A 22032-nucleotide genomic window follows, 5' to 3' on the forward strand; every position below is an offset into this window, starting at 1 on the left:
GCATGGCAGAGATTGCTGGACAGTAGTATTAGAAATCGTATTGATTGATATTGTCTTTGGTGAAAATGACCCGTTCAGGCAGAACAACAATACCGTTTCCTTTGGCTTCATAGCGGTAACCCTGAACGCGGTTTGGTACAACTTCAACAATGCCAATATCGGGAATATCTAGTTTATCGCCGACATTTAAATCACCCTTCTTGAGTAATTCATTAGCGACATGGATTGAAATTTTGCCTTGATTAACCACATCCCATAGCCCGAATTGCTTGACGGTTCCGCGTTCAACATAAGGACGCATGACATTGGGGGTGCTGAAACCTACAATCGCAACATCTTGTCGTTTCAGATTTTCTGCTGCCTGTGCCGCGGCTGGCAGGGCATTGGCATCCGGGGCAATAATGGCGTCCAGGTCACTCCAGGCTTTTAAAATCCCTTCTGCTGTTTGTAAGGATTTGGTTGCATCGTTATAACCAAACTGGGTGGTAACAATTTCCCAACCTGGATGTTCCGCGGCAATTTTATCTTTAGCTTCTTTTACCCATTGGTTCTGGTCAGTGACCGTTGGGCTGGAGTAGAAAAACGCGACCTTGGCTTGCTTTTTTTGCACCTGATTGGCAGCCATATCCACCAGCATTCCGCCCAGTTGGTTTGGCGTTCCTTGGTTAATATAAATTGAACGGCATTCCGGTGAAGTGTCTGAATCCCAAGTCAGGATTTTCACTCCCCGTTGCATGGCGCGTTTCAACGCGGGGCACAGGCCATCCGGTGAAACCGCAGAGACCACAATAGCGTTATAGCCTTGGTTCACAAAGTTGTTGATAAGCTGAACTTGCCCGGCAACACTGGGTTCTGTTGGCCCATCATAGGTCACATTGACACCCAAGGCTTTCCCGGCGGCTACCGCACCTTGGCCGCCACTGGTAAAAAAGCCGACACCGACCAGTTTAGGGATGAAAGCGATTCTTTCGGCGGCGTGTACCCAAGAGGCGCAAGCCAGACTTAACAGGCTAATTAGAGCCAGTTTTTTCAGGATTAGGGTTTTCATTACTCTCTCCATATTGTTGGGTTTCAGAGGGACTGTAATGTCATAAAATTCAATCTGTAGGTTTATGAAGACAATCTCTGATTTCGCCATCGTTGTATCCAGTCACGGATTTGGTGGTGGTGCAAGCTGATGGAACGTCCTACTACGGCAATAATCAACAGGGCACCGGCAAGGGCACTGGATACCTGACTGGGGACGCCAGCCATTTGTAACCCCTGTTGTAAATAACCAATTAATAATATAGCCAGCGCGGTGCCGATAATTGAACCTGAACCACCGTAAATATTGGCTCCGCCCAATACTACCGCGGTGATGGCTGGCATCAGAAATGACGCACCGAGGTCAGAGCGCGCTGATCCAAAATAAGAAACTAATACAATGGCGGCGATAGCAGAAGCTATGCCGGTCAGGGTATAGAGAAGATATAGGGTTCGGGCAACAGGAATTGCCGCGTAACGGGCAACTTTACTGCTTTGTCCAATCAGAAAAATATTGCGTCCACTGTGGGTACGATGCATGAACAGCCAGAAAATAAGGAGACAGAGTAGAAATAGCATCAATGGCATGGGTAGGCCAAACACAGTCAAATTGGCAAAATCAGTCAATGCTTGTGGAAAGCCACCAATACCTTCGTAACCAGTCGCACCGGAGATGCCGGAAAGCAGCAGGGCACTGCCACCGAACAGATATAGAGTACCGAGTGTGATAACCAGTGGGTTAATGCCGGTATATAAAATGAGTGCCGCATTGATTATTCCACATATTGCACCGACTAATAGCGTCAGTGGAATAGCGGCGGCCATTGGAATACCGGCCTGATTCATCACGCCGAGCGATATCGCGCACAGACCAATGGTTGAGCCAAATGAAATATCAATACCCCCACTGACAATAACCATAGTCAGTGGCAAGGCCACAATCCCGATACAGATAAAATCACTGGTACTCAGCAACAATATATTAATATCCAGCATGCGTGGGTTTGCTATGCCAAATAGCAGAATTTCAATAATCAGTAATGCGGCTAAGGCCAATTCCCAGCCATAACGTTGACCGATATTCATTATGTCACCTGATTACTTTTGTCATTTTTGAGGAAACGGGCATATTTTTGTTGGCGGATATTTTTTTCGATGGCACAACGAAGGCGTCCATCAAAAATCAACACCGCCAGCAGAACAAATCCGGCAATAAAATCGTTCCACCAGGCAGGGAGTTTTAGCAGTATTAATCCGCTGTTTATCTGCGTCAGGAAAAATGCGCCTAAAATAGCGCCGATCACTGTACCGGTGCCGCCAAGCAGACTGATACCGCCTAGCACACAAGCGGCGATAGCTCTCATTTCCAGCCCACTGCCGGTCTGATTTGGGATAAAACCAATTTGGGAAGCAAAAACAATTCCGGCCAGCGCTGCCATGACACCATTCACGGAGAAGGCGATAATTTGAATGCTATCTGTACGAACGCCCAGTTGACGAGCGCCTTGCAGGTTGTCTCCTGTGGCGTAAAAGCTTCGGCCAAATGGGGTTTTTGCTAGTATCCACGCCATTGCTAATATCAGGATCATTAACAGCCAACCGATAGGTGAGATATTGAGCCATAAAGGTGCGGAAAGGCGCTTTAATTCGCTTGGTAAGCCTTCAATCCATTTACCGTCAGTAAGCAATAACATTAGCCCACGGTAAAGCCCCAACGTGCCGAGGGTGGTAACGATCGCGGGAATTTTCAGCCAGGTGACCAATGCACCATTGAAGAATCCGGCACACATGCCGAGCAGAAGAGTCAACAGGCAGGAAACGGGCAGGCTAAAGCCGGCATTCAGTGACATTCCCATAATGACCGCGCATAAGCCGACAATGGAGCCGACAGAGACATCAATATTGCGAGTCAGCATGACCAGTGTTGCCCCCATTGCAAGCAAGATAAGGATCTGCGCACTGCTAAAAACGAGGGTGACAGTTTGTAAGCTAAAGTACTGGTGGTCGATAACACTGAGTAAGCCAAACAGGCAGAGAATGGCAATCAATGCGGTAATTTCTCGGTTATTCTGGATAAGTTTCAACATGATGCCGCCTGTTGTGGTTTATGTTCGCCGAAGGCGATATGCATAATGGTGTCAACATCCATCTGTTGCTTAGTTAACTCGCCATTGATTTCTCCCTGATGCATGACTAATACCCGATCAGCTATTCGAACCACTTCATCCAGATCCGATGAAATAAAAATAATCGCCACTTGCTGTTGGGCGATATGACGAATCAGCTGGTAAATATCATTGCGTGCCGCGACATCCACTCCACGTGTAGGTTCATCAATAATAAGGACTGCGGGGTGAGCTTCCAGACATTTAGCAATCAGAATTTTTTGTTGATTACCGCCGGACAGCGTTTTGATCGGTTGGTTAATATGGCTGAATTTGATATTTAGGATTTGGCAATAGCGTTCAAGTACCGCTGTGTCATAGGCAGGACGTATCCAGAATGTATTGCGGTTGTGGGTTAGTGAGCAGATATTCCAGCCGAGTGATGAATCCAGAAATAATCCTGATGACTGTCGATCTTCCGGCAAATAAACCAAACCCTGAGCCAGACGTTGAGCAGTTTTTAGCCCATTAATAGGATGTTGTTTTAACTTGATTTCACCGGATATCGCAGGGCGCAGACCATAAAGTGTTTCAGCCAGTTCTGTACGGCCTGCACCAACAACTCCGGCCAAGCCAAGAATTTCACCAGGTTTCACTGAGAAGGTGATATTGCAGAAACCCTCGCCGCTCAGTTTGGTGACTGTCAGTATTGGTCGATCAGGTACTGTCTGGTGCTGGTTATTGCTAAGATCCAGGCCCAATTTTGGGGTGCCATTTAATGGCTGATTTTTTGTGATTGGTGTAATGGCCTGAATAATATCATCGGTTGTGTAATCGTGGATTTTGCCACTTAAAGCAATACTGCCGTCGCGCATGACACTGACTTGATCCGCTAATTGGTAAATTTCAGGGATTTTGTGGGAAATAAAAATGATGCCGACACCTTGCTGTTGTAACCCGCGGAGTTGGGCAAATAGGCGTTCGGTTTCTACTGGTGTCAGGGAGGCGGTAGGTTCATCAAGGATTAAGATTTTCGAATTACGCATCAGGCCACGCATAATTTCGACTAGTTGTTGATCGGCAACATTAAGGCTGCTAGCACTGACATGTAGATCTAATTGACAGCCAAGTAATGCCAATAGCTGTTTCATTTTAGACTTATCTACCTGATGCTTTGGCAGACGAAACAGGATGTTTTCCTGTACAGACAAATTCGGAAATAGCAATGGTTCTTGTGGTATCAGATAAATACCGAGTTGATGGGCTTTAGTGGGATTAAGATGGCTAACATGATTACCACTAATCTTGAGCGTGCCTTTATCCGGCTGTTCGATACCGGCAATAATCTTCATCAGTGTTGATTTGCCTGCACCATTACCTCCTAACAGAGCATGTATCTGCCCTGGAAACAGCGTAAAATCAATATGTTTCAGTACCATTACGCCGGAAAATTGCTTACTGGTGCCACTGACTTCTAATAGCGGTGGTACTGCGGTGTTGTTATGTAACATCGCGGCATCCTCTTACATGCGGGTGCGGAGGCAAACAAAATGAACATTTATATATTTAAAAAACAATTGTTCAACATGGTAGCTGTTAAATTGTGAACTTGGCAATATTTAAATCACACTTTGTGAAAAATTTATATATTCATTGAATTGTGTTCAAATTTTTGCGGTAAAACTCTGGCGTGTTATACGTTTTAATGGTTATCTGTTGAGTGCGGATAAAAGAAAGTGGTTATGTCGATAAAATCAGTGAAAGAAAAATCAGCTAAAGAGAAAAATGTATTGTCTGAGGACACCTATCCGGGTAATAGCATGAGTGAAGAAGAGCTGCTTGCGCGTATTGCATGGTTTTACTATCACGATGGCCTGACACAAGGTGACATCGGCGATTTGCTTGGTTTAAGCCGGTTAAAAGTTTCCAGATTACTGGAAAAAGGGCGGCAATCAGGCGTCATTCGGGTACAAATTAACTCTCGTTACGAGGGGTGTTTGGCGCTGGAAGATACCCTGCAAAAACATTTCTCTTTGAAACAGGTACGCGTTTTGCCTGCGTTGGCGAATATGAATCTTAGTGCCAGATTGGGGGTTGGCGCGGCACATTTGTTGATGGCATTGATTGAACCGCAGCAATTATTGGCCGTGGGATTTGGCGAGACCACCATGTGCACATTGCAACATTTAAGTGGTTTTATCTCATCACAACAAATTAGGCTTGTCACATTATCCGGTGGCGTCGGTCCTTATATGACCGGTATTGGTCAACTGGATGCAGCCTGTTCAATCAATATTATCCCCGCCCCATTACGAGCTTCCACTGCTCAGGTTGCTGAAACATTTCGTCAGGAGAGCAGTGTCCGAGATGTTTTGCTAGCGGCTGGTGCGGCTGATATTGCTATCGTTGGTATTGGCGCAGTTAATCAGAAACAGCAGGCGACAATTATGCGTTCTGGTTATATCAGTGGTGGTGAACAGCTAATGTTTGGTCGGAAAGGCGCTGTGGGCGATATCCTTGGCTATTTTATGCGCGCTGATGGTGAGCTGGTGGAGGATATGCAGATTCATCAGGAGCTGATAGGTATTTCCATGCTGGAACTGAAAACTATCCCGACAGTGATTGGCGTTGCGGGAGGGGAAGAGAAAGCGGAAGCCATTATTGCTGCGCTGAATGGTCAATATATCAATGGATTGGTGACGGAAGAACAGACTGCCAAAGCGATGCTGAATTTGCTGCGCTGAACCCTATATTTACTCTATCCGTGAAAGTAAGCAGAAAAAATTTGAGGTAAAGCTATACCCTATGGATTTCAAGATGGATCGCGGCGGCAAGGGAGCGAATCCCCGGGAGCATAGGTAACTATGTGACCGGGGTGAGTGAGTGCAGCCAACAAAGAGGCAACTTGAAAAATGACGGGTATATAAATTCAAAAAGTAATTGAACTGAGGATAGCATCATGAATCAACGCCGTAGTGCTAATCCATCGGGAAAATATCTGATGGCGCTTGATGCAGGAACAGGGAGTGTTCGTGCAGTGATATTTGATCTTGAAGGGAATCAGATTGCTGCGGGGCAGGCTGAATGGATACATCAGCCTGTACCTGATGTACCGGGTTCAATGGAGTTTGATTTAGCGACGAACTGGCAGCTTGCTTGCCAATGTATTCGCCAGGCGCTAAAAACCGCGCAATTGCCCGCCAGTGCTATTCAGGGGGTGGCTTCTTGTTCTATGCGGGAAGGTATCGTGCTTTATAACCGCAATGGTGAGCCGATCTGGGCTTGTGCTAATGTGGATGCGCGTTCCAGCCAAGAAGTGAGTGAATTGAAGGCGTTGTATGACAGCACTTTTGAATATGATGTGTATCAGTGTTCAGGGCAAACATTAGCGTTGGGTGCAATGCCTCGTCTGTTATGGCTTGCTCATCATCGCCCGGCTATCTATCGTCAGGCAGCCGCTTTAACCATGATCAGCGACTGGCTGGCAAATATGCTCAGTGGTGAATTGGCTGTTGATCCCTCCAATGCGGGTACGACAGGTATGCTGGATCTGGTGAGCCGTGATTGGCGTCCCGATCTACTTGAGATGGCAGGATTGCGTTCCGATATTCTTTCGCCGGTAAAAGAGACTGGAACCTTGTTAGGTTACGTCACGGAGAAAGCCGCTGCTCAATGTGGACTGAATATTGGCACACCGGTCATTATGGGCGGTGGTGATGTACAACTTGGTTGTCTTGGTTTAGGTGTTGTAAAACCTGCCCAGACCGCCGTTATCGGTGGTACTTTCTGGCAGCAGGTTGTTAATTTGCCGGCGCCGGTTACTGACCCAAATATGAATACACGGATAAACCCTCATGTTATTCCCGGTATGGTGCAGGCGGAGTCCATTAGTTTCTTTACTGGCTTAACCATGCGTTGGTTTAGGGATGCGTTTTGCGCGGAAGAAAAGCTGTTGGCGGAGCGTCTTGGCGTTGATACTTATAGCTTACTGGAAGACATGGCGGCCAGAGTCCCGGCGGGTGCTTATGGTGTCATACCCATTTTCTCTGATGTGATGCGGTTTAAAGCTTGGTATCACGCTGCGCCTTCCTTTATTAACCTTTCCATTGATCCTGAGAAATGCAATAAAGCGACCCTATTTCGTGCGTTGGAAGAGAACGCAGCGATTGTTTCGGCCTGTAATCTGGATCTGATTTCTGCCTTTTCGGCAGTGAAACCGGATTCACTGGTATTCGCTGGTGGTGGTTCAAAAGGAAAATTATGGAGCCAGATTTTATCTGATGTGACAGGGTTGCCGGTTCGGGTGCCGATGGTTAAAGAATCGACCGCTTTAGGCTGTGCCATTGCTGCCGGAGTGGGGGTTGGGCTTTATGATGCAATGGGGACGACAGGGGAAAAACTGGTGCGTTGGCAACATGAATATCAGCCAAATCCTGAACATTATGAAGTGTATCGAAAGGCTAAACAGGATTGGCAGGCGATATATGCTGATCAATTAACGTTGGTCGATCATGGTTTGACAACTTCATTATGGAAAGCGCCGGGATTATAGCTTGCAATGAGTTGATCTGCCGTATTGCTGGGTGCGCTTGTGCAGATAGGCGACTTGTGCACCAAGTATTCCCTTAATGCCTGAAAATGTGTAATGTCGTGGTAATGGTTTGTGATAACCGTTAATTTACTGGTATTCATGGTCTGGCTGCTTCAATAATACTGTAATGTTGGTCGAGGATTAAATATATATGGACGCAAGAACTGACTATTTTATTCAGTCCGCATTAGAAGTTTTTGGAGAGAATCTCCTTGGTATTGTGGAAACTGATTCATATCTCCGCCAACCCGATTATTCTTCTCGGTGTGTGAGGCATTTCTACGTGATTGTAACTGACAATTTCGTCACATATTGCATTACATCACTAAAGCAAAAATTGCTTATTGGAAGTCGAGCTGAATTATAAAACTTATTCTATTCATTACTTGATGCATGTGAAATACGGTAATAGCGCGATATAAGCGCCCTAAAGGTTATATTTTTTTAACTTTACCCAGAAACGCGAGTGGAAAAATTATAAAAGAGCAATTAAGACAATTGATTAGGAATTCCTGATATTCCAAAAGTGGGACAGGTTTTTAGAATCACAAGTTTTTCGTTATTATTAATGCGGGTTTTCTATCTGTGAATTCAGAGAACAGAGATTTTAAATTAAAGAGATGACTATCAGTCAATAGAAATCTATCAGGAAAATGTTATAAATTGAAAATAATAACGTCAAATATGTTTTTCATAATGATAATATGGATATTAATAAAATTAACGTAGGAAACATTGAAAATAAATTTTCTTTACATCTATTATTAAACTGATAATTTATCTTTATAGTTAAGAGGAGTGAATTTTATGACATTGGTGATTTAAGATGAATAGCACTGAAACAGTCAGTATCCAACATATTATTAATAATCAAAAATTCTCGAAAGTTCAATGGCAAGTATTAATTTTATGTTTCTTAATTGTTGTTATTGATGGTTTTGACACGGTATTAATGGGGTATATTGCACCCGCAGTGATCAATGATTTTAAAGTAGAAGGTGCGATTCTTGGGCCGGCTATGAGCGCCGCTCTTTTTGGGTTATCGTTGGGTTCGATTTTTGCTGGTCCACTTGCAGATCGGTTTGGTCGAAAGTCAGTGCTGACAATATCCGTCACTGCTTTTGGCCTGCTTAGTCTTGCTACCGCTGTTGCAGATTCAATACAGACATTAACTATTTTGCGTTTTTTGACTGGGTTAGGTCTTGGTGCGGCAATGTCAAATGCAATAACCTTAATATCTGAATATGCCCCAGAGAATCGGCGATCTTTGTTAATAAATATCGTTTTTTGTGGTTTTCCTCTTGGTGCAGCGGTGGGTGGGATAATTTCCGCATGGATTATTCCACATTTTGGTTGGCAAGGGGTTTTGATTTTAGGGGGTATTTTGCCGTTATTTCTATCGCTATTTCTCTTTTCTCTATTACCTGAATCACTTAGGTATTTGGTTTCGAAAGGCGGAACAGAAGGTAATATAAGGCGAATTTTGTCTAAAATGACCGGCAATACTTTAAATGATATAAATAAGTTTACTTTTGATGGAGAAGAAATTATACATAAGTCGTCAATTAAAACGGTTTTATCCAATCGATTCTTAGTTGGGACGACAATGTTATGGATAACCTATTGCATGGGAGCATTGGTTTTTTATGTTCTGACAAGTTGGATGCCGTTTTTAATGAACGATGTTGGTTTCAGTATTAGCATGGCAGCAACATTGACAGCATTATTTCCTTTAGGAGGTGTAATAAGCACGGTTTTTTCCGGTTGGTTAATGGATCGAATTAATCCTCATAAAGTAGTTGCAACTAATTATGCCCTAGCTGGTATTCTGGTCTTTTTTATTGGTCAGGAAGAAAATGTATTATTATTGAGTATTCTTATATTTCTTGCCGGGGTAACGATGAATGGCGCTCAGGCGTCTATGGGATCAATCTCTGCACAATTTTATCCGACTCATTGTAGGGCAACGGGGGTTGCCTGGATGTTAGGATTTGGAAGATTTGGTGGGATTTTCGGTACTTTATTTGGCGCAGAATTGATCAGGCTTGAATTAAGTTATAGCACTATTTTTGCCATTTTATCCATTCCAGCTATTTTAGCGGCTTTATCCTTAACATTTAAGGATGTGAGTTATAGAAGGCATAAATAGATTATTTTATAAAAATAACGGGTGGTTAATATATTCTAAATGGCTAACCTTGAACAATTTAAATATAAAAATCCGAGGAGGATACTTTGCTGTTAATTACTTGGTGGAGAATGTCTTATATTATGTTTGATCATAAGTGTTAATATCCATGTTATTTTTAAAATAATATCAATCATAAAGTTTAAATTAATGTTGTTATTGGTTTGTTGTGATTTTAATAAATAATTTAATGTAGGTATTTAGTTATAAATATATATAGTGAAAAAGTTATTTTTTATATTTAAAATTTGAATTAGATATAGGGTATCTTAAAATTAAATTATTTAAATGGGAGGGTGTCTAATTTATGCGATAGTAAATATTATTGAATAGGATATAGATTGCACTGTGTATTATTATGAAACAATGAAAAATTAAGTTATTTTAATTTTTCATTGTTTCTTGGTGATTATGGATATAATAACATTTATATTTTTTTCATGTTATAATTATTACAAAACAATATGTAATTAAGTTAAATGTAATTTGTATTTATCTATTTGTGGTATATTCGTTAGCGGTATTGTCTTATTGTTGAAAAATAATTTTTTATGAATTATTTTTAGCTTGGCGTTATATTTTGATATAATTGAATGCACAGGGTAATTTTATGCCTCTTGAATAAGTGTATTTGGAATTAGTATATACCTTATGGATTTCAAGATGCATCGCGGCGGCAAGGGAGCGAATCCCCGGGAGCATAGATAACTATGTGACCGGGGTGAGTGAGTGCAGCCAACAAAGAGGCAACTTGAAGGATGACAGGTATATACTTTTATTATTGGGGCGGAGGGTTATTTCACAGATGATTATAATATTTTGATAATTAAATATAAATTGGTCTGTTTTGTCTTTAAAATACTTAATTTGTTTTTGAAATTATTTTAATCAGGTATTAATTGCAGTCAGATAAAGTTAAAGGTTATTTGGTAATTATGAATAATAAATGTAGGTAATGGTTAAGTTTTTAATTATGGAATTTAGGAACAGTCAACAAAAATTGCAGTGAATTAATTGAGCTTATCTGAAAAATAGGAACAAAAATGGAATATCTCATTCTGTTGTCAGGATAATTGGTATTGAAGATTGGCTAAGTGGCCGTTATTAATCAGGCTGTGGCATCCGATATCTGAGTCTCTTGGATGGATAGCAGATGTGTCCATTTTTATTTTTGGGCAAGAAGTAGGAGAGAAACATTAGTGATGACTGTCGGGAATGACGGTTCTCAAATTTCTAACAGATTCGTTGAGGTAGTAGTAGATGAAAAATAATATTGCTAAAGTGGGAAGTACGTTTAAAACTCAGACGTCAAAAAATATAACCGATGCAAATGACGTTTCACAACAAACTCGAAATACAAAGAATATCCTTCAGAGACTCACATCCAGTGAATTATTCTGGTATGAGCGTCTTGCTGCTTTGCAACCCCTCCAGTTACCTTTCGAAACCGCCGGAGAACAAACAGAACCCATATGGGCAATGAGCGCTTGGCAGTCCCCTCTGCCAAAAAATGGTGAAGAGGAGCCATTGCGAATGTTGTTGCAGACTTTTGTCATTTACCTTGCGCGTTTGACTCAGCAGACCGTATTCCAAATCGGTTGGAGCGTGGATAAGGTAAAAGATGAATCGGTAAATCTGGCGCCGGTGGTGCCTATGGCTGTTGAGGTAGCGTTTGATAAGCCTTGGCGTGAGGTAGCTGGCTGGGTTGATGATGAGTTGTCTCGGTTGGCGCAGCACGGCGCATTTAGTTGTGATCTCTTCTCTTGCTCTCCTTCATTGCATGCTATCCCGGCGTTGGCAACAAGTCGGCCGTGGCGAATCGCTGTCTCGTTGATAAAGGGTGATAGGCCACGTGATCAAAAAGTATCCGGCGAATTGTTGACCCTCCAGATAAATGCACAAGGGGGTTTTCGTTGGATCTACGATGAAAACCGCCTGAGCACGGAAGTCGTTTTGCGGATGAGCGAGCACTTACAGGTGCTGGCAGCATCGAAAAGAATGGGGGATGAAGTGCCTATAGGGCAGCTTAATTTGTTGCCAGAGGCTGAACGTACATTGCTACTGGAAACTTGGAACGCGACTGAAACCCCCTATCCTGATCCGTTATGTATTCATCAGTTATTTGAGCAACAGGTAGAGCAAGCTCCAGAGGTCACGGCGTTAGAGTATCAAGGGCAGCGCCTCAGTTATGCCGAATTAAATGCTGGCGCTAACCGGCTGGCGCACCAATTGATTGCATTGGGTGTCGTACCGGACCAGCGGGTAGCGATTTGTGTGGCACGCTCCCCGGCGATGGTGGTGGCGCTGCTGGCGGTGCTGAAAGCGGGTGGGGCCTATGTGCCGCTGGATTCAACCTACCCGGCGGAACGTCTGGCGTATATCCTAAATGATACTGCCCCACCAGTGGTATTGGCTGATGCGACCGGGCGGGCAGCGTTGGGTGATGTCGTGCTAGCCGGGTTGACCGTGCTTGACCCGAATATCCTACCTGACCAACCGGACAGCAATCCCTTAGTGACTGCATTGACACCACAGCATCTGGCCTATGTGATTTACACCTCCGGTTCAACCGGGCAGCCGAAAGGGGTGATGATAGAACATCAGGCGATTTATCAGCGTTATCTGGGCTTTAATGACACTTATACCGTCACTGAGCAAGATCGGGTGTTGCAATTTGCCGCTTTTGCGTTTGATGTTTCAGTAGAGGAATTTTTCTCGGTATTGTGTAACGGGGCCACACTGGTTATCCGGGATGATAGCTGGTTAGCTTCGGTACGGGAATTTATTGCTTTAACCCGGCAACATCGTATTACGATCGTTTCTCTGCCGACTTTATTCTGGTCCGAACTGGCGGCCAGAGATCCCGGGTTACCGCTGCCGGATTGCCTCCGGCTCGTCATGATTGGTGGTGAGGCGGTAAAAAAGAACGCCGTTCAGGACTGGTTTATGCAGGAAGGCTACCAGCCCCGGTTGTTGAATGGTTATGGCCCGACGGAAAATACCGTGACGGTGACCTATAAGGAGATATTATCCCCGGAAGATGCCCGTTCTATCGGTCGGCCGGTTAAAAATTCCCGCATCTATCTGTTGGACAGAGAGGGGCAACCGGTTCCATTGGGTGGCATTGGCGAAATGTACATTGGTGGTGTGGGTGTGGCACGGGGTTATCTGAACCGACCTGCATTGAGCGCGGAACGTTTTCTGTCGGATCCCTTTAGTCCGGAATCCGATGCGCGGATGTATCGCTCCGGGGATTTGGCCCGCTTTCTGCCGGACGGTGAGCTGGAATTCCTGGGCCGTAACGATGAGCAGGTTAAAATCCGCGGCTTCCGGGTTGAGTTGGGGGAAATTGAAACCCGTTTGGTGGAACACCCGGCGGTACAAGAGGCGGCGGTGCTGGCACTGGATGATGGGCAGCACAAACGGCTGGTCGCCTATGTGGCGGCACAAGTGCATGAGAAATTAGCTGCTGATTTACGTGAATACTTGAGTGCGATTTTACCTGACTATATGGTTCCGGTCGCTTTTGTGTGTCTGGATACCTTCCCGCAGACCCCGAGCGGCAAATTGGATCGCAGGGCATTACCGGCACCAGGAGAGGAAGATTTTGCCCGTCAGATTTATGAAGCGCCAAAAGGGGAGGTTGAGATCGCCTTGGCGGCTATCTGGCGTGAATTATTGGGCATTGAGCAGATAAGCCGACATGACAGTTTCTTTGCATTGGGCGGCCATTCATTGCTTGCTGTACGCATGATTGAACGCCTGCGTCACCAGGGGTTGACATTAACTGCGCGTGATCTGTTTCAGTCGCCGGTGCTGTCAGCGTTGGCCCAAGCGTTGGGACAACATCAGGCCGTGATAATACCGCCTAACGTCATCACTCCCACCACCACGGCGCTGACGCCGGAGATGTTGCCACTGATTGATCTGACTCAGACTGATATTGATCGCATTGTTGAGCTGGTACCGGGCGGGATGACCAATATTCAGGATATCTATGCGTTGTCGCCGTTGCAGGACGGTATCCTGTTCCACCACCTGTTGGAACAGGAAGGCGACCCGTATCTGTTACTCTATCCGGTGGTCTTTGCTAACCGATCTCTGTTGGACCGTTATCTGGCGGCGGTACAACAGGCGATTGATCGTCATGACATCTTGCGGACGGCTTTTTTTTGGCAAGGATTGTCAGCCCCGGCACAAGTGGTTTGGCGTCGGACACAGTTGCCCGTGACGGAACTGACGCTAGACCCGGCTGACGGCCCAGTCATTGACCAGTTAACCCGGCGTTTTGATCCGAGTCAGTATCGTCTGGATCTGGGGCAGGCCCCGTTATTGCATTTTGTTATCGCTCAGGAAACTGATGGCCGTTGGTTCTTACTGGAATTGCAACATCACCTGATTGGCGACCATGAAACGATGGAAGTGATGCACCGTGAAGTGCGGGCCTATTTTGCCGGGCAGGAAGAGCACCTACCTACGCCGGCCCCTTTCCGCAATCTGGTGGCTCAGTCTCGGTTGGGGGTGAGTCAGGCAGCGCATACCCGTTTCTTTACCGACATGTTGGCGGCGGTGGATGAGCCGACGTTGCCATTCGGGCTGGCGGAGGTGCATCGTGACGGATCTCGCATGACAGAATCCCACCGGATGCTGACCGCTACGTTAAATGATCGCTTGCGCAGTCAGGCCCGGCGTTTGGGTGTCAGTCTGGCGGCGTTGTGTCATTTGGCTTGGGCGCAAGTGTTGTCGCATACCAGCGGGCAGGAGAAAGTGGTGTTTGGCACCGTCCTGTTTGGGCGTATGGCGGCGGGGGAAGGGGCAGACAATGGCATGGGATTGTTTATGAATACCTTGCCGTTGCGACTGGATATTGACGAGACCCCGGTAGAGGATAGCGTACGGGCGGTGCATCTACGATTGGCTGAATTGCTGGAGCATGAGCATGCTTCACTGGCGCTGGCCCAGCGGTGCAGTGGGGTACAGGGTGAAACCCCACTCTTTAGCGCCCTGTTCAACTATCGCCATAATGAGCAACCGGCGGCGTTGGATGAGACGATGGCTGGGATTGAATTCCTGGGCGAACAGGAACGGACTAACTATCCATTTGGCCTGTCGGTGGAGGATGGGAGTTCCACGTTGGGGCTGACCGCTCAGGTGGTACAGCCGTTTGAACCAGAGAGACTATGCGGTTATATGCAACAGGCGCTGGAAAGTTTGGTGGAAGCGCTTGAACAGGCCCCGGAGACGCCGGTACGTGTGCTGAACGTTCTGCCTGAAACGGAGCGGGCACTGTTGCTGGAAACCTTGAATGCCACTGAAATCCCTTATCCTGATCCATTATGTATTCACCAACTGTTTGAACAACAGGTAGAGAAAACCCCGGAAGCGACCGCGTTAGTCTATGAAGGGCAAACGCTCAGTTATGCCGAATTAAATGCTCGCGCCAACCGCTTTGCCCACCAACTAATTGCATTGGGCGTCATACCGGAACAGCGGGTGGCGATTTGCATGGCACGTTCACCGGCGGTAGTGGTGGCCTTGTTGGCGGTGCTGAAAGCGGGTGGGGCTTATGTGCCGCTGGACCCGACTTATCCGGGAGAACGTCTGACGTATATCCTGAATGATACGGCCCCGTCAGTGGTATTGGTTGATGAAGCTGGCCGGGCGGCGCTTGGCGAACTGGCATTGGCCGGGCTGACGGTACTTGACTCGCATATTTTGCCAGATCAGCCGGATAGTAACCCACAGGTAGCCGAGCTGACGCCACAACATCTGGCTTATGTCATCTATACCTCCGGTTCAACCGGGCAGCCGAAAGGGGTGATGATAGAACATCAGGCGCTGTATCAACGTCATCTGGGTTTTAATGAGACCTATGCCGTCACTGCGCAAGACCGGTTATTACAATTTGCCTCTTTTGCGTTCGACGTTTCGGTGGAGGAATGCTGCTTATCATTGTGTAATGGTGCCACGTTAGTGATGCGTGATGAGCGTTGGCTGACTTCTATGCAGGAATTTATTGCCTTAGCCGGGCAAAACCGTATCACAGTGATGTCTCTGCCGGCGTTATTTTGGTCCGAACTGGTTGCCAGAGACAATAGATTACCGTTACCAGATTGCCTCAGACTCATCATCATTGGGGGGGAGGCAGTGAAAAAGAGCGCCGTTCAGGATTGGTTTACGCGGGAAGTCCACCGCCCTCGACTATTGAACGCCTATGGCCCGACGGAAAATACCGTGACGGCGACCTGTAAGGAGATATTATCCCTGACAGATGATCATTCTATCGGGCGGCCGGTTAAAAATACCTGTATTTACCTGCTGGACAAATACGGTCAGCCCGTTCCATTTGGTTGCGTTGGCGAAATGTATATTGGCGGCGTGGGTGTGGCGCGGAGCTATCTTAACCAGCCGGAATTGAGCGCGGAACGTTTTATAGCCGATCCCTTTAGTCCGATATCCGGTGCGCGCATGTATCGCACTGGCGATTTGGCCCGCTACTTGCCGGGTGGTGAGCTGGAATTCCTGGGTCGTAACGACGAACAGGTAAAAATTCGAGGCTTCCGAATTGAACTGGGGGAGATTGAAACTCGGTTGATGGAACACCCAGCGGTACAAGAGGCGGCGGTGCTGGCACTGGATGACGGGCAGCACAAACGGCTGGTCGCCTATGTGGCAGCGCAAGCGCATGAGAGATTGGCAGCTGATTTACGTGAATACTTGAGTACGATTTTACCTGATTATATGGTACCGGTTGCCTTTGTACGTCTGGATACCTTCCCGCAGACCCCGAATGGTAAGCTAGATCGCCGGGCATTACCGGTGCCGCGGGAAGAGGATTTTGCCCGTCAGGTCTATGAGGCGCCGCAAGGGGAAGCTGAGATAGCTTTGGCGGCCATCTGGAGTGAATTATTGGGCATCGAGCAGATTAGCCGACATGACAGCTTCTTTGTGTTGGGCGGTCATTCATTGCTCGCGGTACGCATGATTGAACGCTTGCGTCACTTGGGGTTGACACTGACGGCGCGAGATCTGTTCCAATTTCCGGTGTTGTCAGACTTGGCCCAAACATTGGGACAGCATCAGGCTGTAGTGGTGCCGCCTAACGTCATCACTTCGGCCACTACGGCGCTGACGCCGGAAATGTTGCCGCTGATTGATCTGACTCAGACTGATATTGATCGCATCGTCAGACAAGTGCCGGGTGGCGTGGCTAATATTCAGGATATCTATGCCTTGTCTCCATTGCAGGACGGTATCCTGTTCCATCACTTGTTGGAACAGAAAGGCGACCCGTATCTGTTGCTCTATCCGGTGATCTTTGAAAATCGCTCCCTATTGGACCGTTATCTGGCGGCGGTACAACAGGCGATTGATCGCCATGACATCCTGCGTACGGCTTTTATCTGGGAAGGATTATCCGTTCCGGCGCAGGTGGTCTGGCGTCAGGCTCGGTTGCCTGTGACGGAACTGACGCTAGACCCGGCTGACGGTCCAGTCATTGACCAGTTAACTCGGCGTTTTGATCCGGGGCATTATCGCCTTAATTTGAGTCAGCCACCGTTATTGCATTTTGTTATCACCCAAGAAACCGATGGCCGCTGGTTCTTACTGGAATTGCAACATCACTTGATTGGCGACCATGAAACGCTGGAAGTGATGCACCGTGAAGTGCGGACCTATTTTACCGGGCAGGGAGATAGCTTGCCGGCACCGGTGCCTTTCCGCAATCTGGTGGCTCAAACCCGGTTGAAGGGGGATCAGGCAGCACATACCCGTTTCTTTACCGACATGTTGGCGGCGGTGGATGAGCCAACATTCCCATTCGGACTGACGGAGGTGCATCGTGATGGCTCTCAAATGAGGGAATCTCACCGGATGTTGGCACCTGAACTGAATGATCGTCTGCGCAGTCAGGCCCGGCATTTGGGTGTCAGTTTGGCGGCGTTGTGTCATCTGGCTTGGGCACAGGTGCTGTCGCATACCAGTGGTCAGGAGAAAGTGGTGTTTGGCACCGTCCTGTTTGGGCGCATGGAAGCGGGAGAGGGGGCAGACAATGGCATGGGGCTGTTTATGAATACCCTGCCGTTGCGACTGGATATCGATGAGACCCCGGTAGAGGAGAGCGTGCGTGCGGTGCATCTGCGACTGGCCGGGTTGCTGGAACATGAGCATGCCTCACTGGCGCTGGCCCAGCGGTGCAGTGGTATTGCCAGCGGTACGCCACTCTTTAGCGCTCTGTTCAACTATCGACACAATGCCTTATCGGCCATGTCGGATGACATCATCACAGGTGTTGAATTTCTGGATGGACAGGAACGAACTAACTATCCATTTGGGCTGTCGATAGAGGATGGGGGTTCCACATTGGGGCTGACCGCTCTGGTGGTGCAGCCGTTTGAGCCAGAGAGGCTATGCGGTTATATGCAGCAGGCGCTGGAAAGTCTGGTGGAAGCGCTTGAACAGGCCCCGGAGACGCCGGTACGTATGCTGAACGTCCTGCCTGAAACGGAACGGACACTGCTACTGGAAACCTTGAATGCTACTGAGACCCCTTATCCTGATCCATTATGTATTCACCAACTGTTTGAGCAGCAGGTAAAGAAAACCCCGGAAGCGACCGCATTAGTCTATGAAGAGCAGACTCTCAGTTATGCTGAATTAAATGCTCGCGCCAACCGCCTTGCCCATCAACTGATTGCATTGGGCGTCATACCGGATCAGCGAGTGGCGATTTGCATGGCACGTTCACCGGCGATAGTGGTGGCTTTGTTGGCGGTGCTAAAAGCCGGTGGGGCTTATGTGCCGCTGGACCCGACTTATCCGGGAGAACGTCTGGCGTATATTCTGGATGATACGGCTCCGTCAGTGGTACTGGTTGATGAAGCTGGCCGGGCGACGCTTGGCGAAGAAGTGCTGACCGGATTGACCGTACTTACGCTGAATACCTTGCCAAACCAACCGGACAGTAATCCATTGGTGACTACATTGACACCACAGCATCTGGCCTATGTGATTTACACTTCCGGTTCAACCGGGCAGCCGAAAGGGGTGATGATAGAACATCAGGCGGTGTATCAACGTCATCTGGGTTTTAATGAGACCTATGCCGTCACTGCGCAAGACCGATTATTACAATTTGCCTCTTTTGCGTTTGATGTTTCAGTAGAGGAATGCTGTTTGTCATTGTGTAATGGTGCCACGTTAGTGATGCGTGATGAGCGTTGGCTGACTTCTATGCAGGAATTTATTACCTTAGCCTGGCAGAACCGTATCACAGTGATGTCTCTGCCGGCGTTATTTTGGTCTGAACTGATTGCCAGAGACAATACACTCCCGCTACCGGATTGCCTCAGGTTCATCATTATTGGTGGTGAAGCCGTTAAAAAGAGCGCTATTCAGGATTGGTTTGCGCGGGAAACCCACCGACCTCGACTGTTGAATGCTTATGGCCCGACGGAAAATACCGTGACGGCGACCTGTAAGGAGATATTATCCCCGGCTGATGATAGTTCTATCGGCCAGCCGCTTAAAAATACCTGCGTCTACCTACTGGACAGAGACGGTCAACCTGTCCCATTAGGCTGCGTTGGGGAAATGTATATTGGTGGCGTCGGGGTTGCACGGGGCTATCTTAACCAGCCGGGATTGAGCGCGGAACGTTTTATAGCCGATCCCTTTAGTCCGGTAGCCGGTGCGCGGATGTATCGCACCGGGGATTTGGCCCGTTACTTGCCAGACGGCAATCTGGAATTCTTGGGTCGTAACGACGAGCAGGTTAAAATTCGGGGCTTCCGGATTGAACTGGGGGAGATTGAAATCCGATTGTTGGAACACCCGGCGGTGCAAGAGGCGGCGGTGTTGGTGTGGGAGGATGGCCGGGACAAGCATTTGATCGCCTATGTGGTAGCGGAAGCGAACGAAGGTCTGACTGCCAGCTTGCGTGCGCATCTGAGTGCCATTTTGCCGGATTATATGGTGCCGTCAGCTTTTGTGCGTCTGGATACCTTCCCGCAAACCCCGAACGGCAAGCTAGATCGCCGAGCATTAGCCGCGCCGAGGGAGGAAGATTTTTCTCGTCAGGTCTATGAAGCGCCGGAAGGCGAGACAGAGACCATATTGGCGGCGATTTGGTGTGAGTTATTGGGTGTTGAGCAGGTCAGTCGACATGACAACTTCTTCGTATTAGGCGGCCATTCACTGCTCGCTATGCGAATGACGAATATTGCCGCCGGTCAAGGGATGGTTTGCACATTGAATACTTTGTTCCAATTCCCGGTGCTGGCTGAACTGGCCGCGAAAATCACCTCGGATTTACTGTCTCAACCGCAAAACAGCGCCATATCGGTACGACCTGATGGAACAGGGTTGCCGCTGTTCTTTGTTCCCAGTGGCATGGGTGACTATTCCTATGCTTTCGGGCTGGCTCAGCATATTTCGTCGGGCTACCCGATTTACGCGCTGCCTTGGCCGTCCATCAGCGAAGAACCAATGTTAACGATGGAAGAGCAGGTTGCCAGAATGATCACTTTGATAAAAGCGGTTCAACCGGCAGGTCCATATCGGATAGGGGGTTACTCTTCTGGTGGCATATTGGCTTACGCCATTGCTCAACAGCTTTTGAGTGCTGGTGAACGGGTTAATTTCCTGGGGCTGATTGACACGCTTGCTCCTCATTGTTTCGGTGGGCAGAGTTTTGGTCAGCAGATAGCGCAACCCAAACATCAATTTTTTGCTGAGTTGGTCAGGCAATTAGGGGAAGAACATTCTGAAGAGATTGCGGTATTGTACCAGCGAATCGATGAATTGAATTTGGTGCGGTTTATTGCAGCGGCGCAGGAGCTGGCGTTATATCCCGTCAATCTGAGTGCTGAATTAATGGCAAAGCGTTGGGAACAGATAGAGCATTATGATCAAATAGTCAGAGATTATGAGCCATCAGCATTAGCGGTAACGTTGCATCAGTTTTATGCGGTGGAACCTTACCCGTCTATTTCTTTTGTGACGGATGAAAAGTCAGCGCCTTTAAATATCGATCCATCGCTAGGTTGGGCGCAGATAATAGCTGATACTTCACTTAAACTCATTGCTATTCCGGGTGATCACTTTAGTTTATTGGAAGATGATGAGAATAAAATTGCTTTAGCTCAGGCCTTAAATGTGGCGCTGGCAATCAGTGATGAAGGCGAGGCGGTGTAATATTGATATATTAATGATTTAACCTTGATATGATAATCCGGTATATATTGTTTATGCCGGATTATTTTATTTTAAAACAAAATAAAGAAAATGATAATTCCCATATAAGTTATTGAGTCAATATTTTTCTATTGCTATTATTTTTTCTGATTTTATTTAAATCTGACATAGTTTCGCATAATAATTGCAATGTAATGTACGGCACTCAATATAAATATACCCTATGGATTTCAAGATGCATCGCGACGGCAAGGGAGTGAATCCTTGGGAGCATAGATAACTATGTGACCTGGGTGAGCGAGTGCAGCCAACAAAGAGGCAACTTGAAAGATGACGGGTATAACTTATATGGACACCGACTCAATTCAAGTGGGTAAATAAAATTTTCTGACAACGTAGTCGCAAACATATATCCGGCTTCAATGAGCCCTGATGAAAATCCTCACTCTCTGCCCTCATTATTTCAACAATTTCGATCGATATTTTGATAAAGTGGTTATTATTTTGTGAATACAAGTTAAAAACTCATTTAAATGAATGGCTTTCATTGAGTAGTTGTTGTAAATATAATGTTTTTCTGGTTTTCCTTTTCTGGCATTTGATTCTTTAGGCTCTTCTATTAATGCATTCGGTAAAGATCTGCCTGAGAAAATATGGGAAGATGTTCTTTGTAACTTGATTGCGGGTTTTCCAGAGATATTATAGCCTTGATAATGAGTGGCGATGATTAACTGATAAGACAGAGAAACGGATTGTGGCAAAGAAAGAAAAACGACCTCACCATGACGCGTTATTCAAACATTTTTTAACGCAGCCTGAAACGGCCAGGGAATTTCTATCCCTTTATCTGCCCGAAGAAATCCAGTTGTTGTGTGATTTAGCCACATTGAAACTGGAGCCCGGCAGTTTTGTGGATCGGCATTTAC

General features: G+C 46.8%; 11 protein-coding genes. 6 read left to right on the forward strand and 5 right to left on the reverse strand.

All coding sequences use genetic code 11. The features are described 5' to 3' along the window. Positions 1-28 precede the first annotated feature (28 nt). The 4 genes from lsrB to lsrA all read right to left on the reverse strand — a co-directional run bounded on the left by lsrB (position 29) and on the right by lsrA (position 4642). Positions 29-1048 (reverse strand): autoinducer 2 ABC transporter substrate-binding protein LsrB, encoded by a 1020-nt coding sequence (lsrB, locus tag CKY02_RS07045; RefSeq protein ID WP_112894750.1) that lies wholly within the window; start codon positions 1046-1048, stop codon positions 29-31. A gap of 62 nt (positions 1049-1110) precedes the next feature. Continuing rightward, positions 1111-2112: an autoinducer 2 ABC transporter permease LsrD gene (gene lsrD / locus CKY02_RS07050; RefSeq protein WP_112894740.1), complete on the reverse strand. Its 1002-nt coding sequence runs from the start codon at positions 2110-2112 to the stop codon at positions 1111-1113. After that, a complete protein-coding gene (gene lsrC, locus CKY02_RS07055; RefSeq protein WP_112894741.1) occupies positions 2112-3113 on the reverse strand; it encodes an autoinducer 2 ABC transporter permease LsrC in 1002 nt (333 codons plus the stop codon). The genes lsrD and lsrC overlap by 1 nt, the downstream gene beginning before the upstream one ends. Further along, positions 3107-4642 carry an autoinducer 2 ABC transporter ATP-binding protein LsrA gene (lsrA, locus tag CKY02_RS07060; protein WP_112894742.1) on the reverse strand — a complete coding sequence of 512 codons (1536 nt, stop codon included), beginning with the start codon at positions 4640-4642 and terminating at the stop codon, positions 3107-3109. The genes lsrC and lsrA overlap by 7 nt, the downstream gene beginning before the upstream one ends. A 231-nt stretch (positions 4643-4873) precedes the next feature. Between lsrA and lsrR the strand changes: the two genes are divergently transcribed. From lsrR to CKY02_RS07080, 5 genes are all read left to right on the forward strand, one after another. Then, positions 4874-5875: a transcriptional regulator LsrR gene (gene lsrR / locus CKY02_RS07065; protein WP_112894743.1), complete on the forward strand. Its 1002-nt coding sequence runs from the start codon at positions 4874-4876 to the stop codon at positions 5873-5875. A 215-nt stretch (positions 5876-6090) separates the two neighbouring features. Continuing rightward, positions 6091-7683 (forward strand): autoinducer-2 kinase, encoded by a 1593-nt coding sequence (lsrK, locus tag CKY02_RS07070; protein WP_112894744.1) that lies wholly within the window; start codon positions 6091-6093, stop codon positions 7681-7683. Between the two features lie 865 nt (positions 7684-8548). Continuing rightward, positions 8549-9871: an MFS transporter gene (locus CKY02_RS07075; protein WP_112894745.1), complete on the forward strand. Its 1323-nt coding sequence runs from the start codon at positions 8549-8551 to the stop codon at positions 9869-9871. 670 nt (positions 9872-10541) lie between these two features. Continuing rightward, positions 10542-10733, forward strand: coding sequence for a hypothetical protein (locus CKY02_RS24420; RefSeq protein WP_162120154.1), 192 nt, complete (start codon positions 10542-10544; stop codon positions 10731-10733). 437 nt (positions 10734-11170) lie between these two features. Next, a complete protein-coding gene (locus CKY02_RS07080; RefSeq protein WP_112894746.1) occupies positions 11171-21106 on the forward strand; it encodes a non-ribosomal peptide synthetase in 9936 nt (3311 codons plus the stop codon). Between the two features lie 458 nt (positions 21107-21564). Here CKY02_RS07080 and CKY02_RS23640 read toward each other — a convergent pair whose 3' ends face one another. Then, entirely contained in the window at positions 21565-21867 is a 303-nt protein-coding gene (locus tag CKY02_RS23640; RefSeq protein WP_146747400.1) for a hypothetical protein, read from the reverse strand. On the opposite strand from CKY02_RS23640, the gene CKY02_RS07085 reads away from it, so the two are divergent. Next, the coding region (locus CKY02_RS07085; RefSeq protein WP_146747401.1) for an Rpn family recombination-promoting nuclease/putative transposase at positions 21861-22032 on the forward strand (172 nt) is incomplete at its 3' end. The two genes, CKY02_RS23640 and CKY02_RS07085, sit on opposite strands and share 7 nt — an antisense overlap.

The sequence above is a fragment of the Photorhabdus bodei genome (assembly GCF_003287735.1).
Taxonomy (GTDB): Bacteria; Pseudomonadota; Gammaproteobacteria; order Enterobacterales; family Enterobacteriaceae; genus Photorhabdus; species Photorhabdus kayaii.

Coding starts and splice junctions, on each gene's coding strand:
- lsrB (WP_112894750.1), bottom strand. CDS start 1,048: ATGAAAACCCTAATCCTGAAAAAACTGGCTCTAATTAGCCTGTTAAGT.
- lsrD (WP_112894740.1), bottom strand. CDS start 2,112: ATGAATATCGGTCAACGTTATGGCTGGGAATTGGCCTTAGCCGCATTA.
- lsrK (WP_112894744.1), top strand. CDS start 6,091: ATGAATCAACGCCGTAGTGCTAATCCATCGGGAAAATATCTGATGGCG.
- lsrR (WP_112894743.1), top strand. CDS start 4,874: ATGTCGATAAAATCAGTGAAAGAAAAATCAGCTAAAGAGAAAAATGTA.
- CKY02_RS07080 (WP_112894746.1), top strand. CDS start 11,171: ATGAAAAATAATATTGCTAAAGTGGGAAGTACGTTTAAAACTCAGACG.
- lsrA (WP_112894742.1), bottom strand. CDS start 4,642: ATGTTACATAACAACACCGCAGTACCACCGCTATTAGAAGTCAGTGGC.
- CKY02_RS07075 (WP_112894745.1), top strand. CDS start 8,549: ATGAATAGCACTGAAACAGTCAGTATCCAACATATTATTAATAATCAA.
- lsrC (WP_112894741.1), bottom strand. CDS start 3,113: ATGTTGAAACTTATCCAGAATAACCGAGAAATTACCGCATTGATTGCC.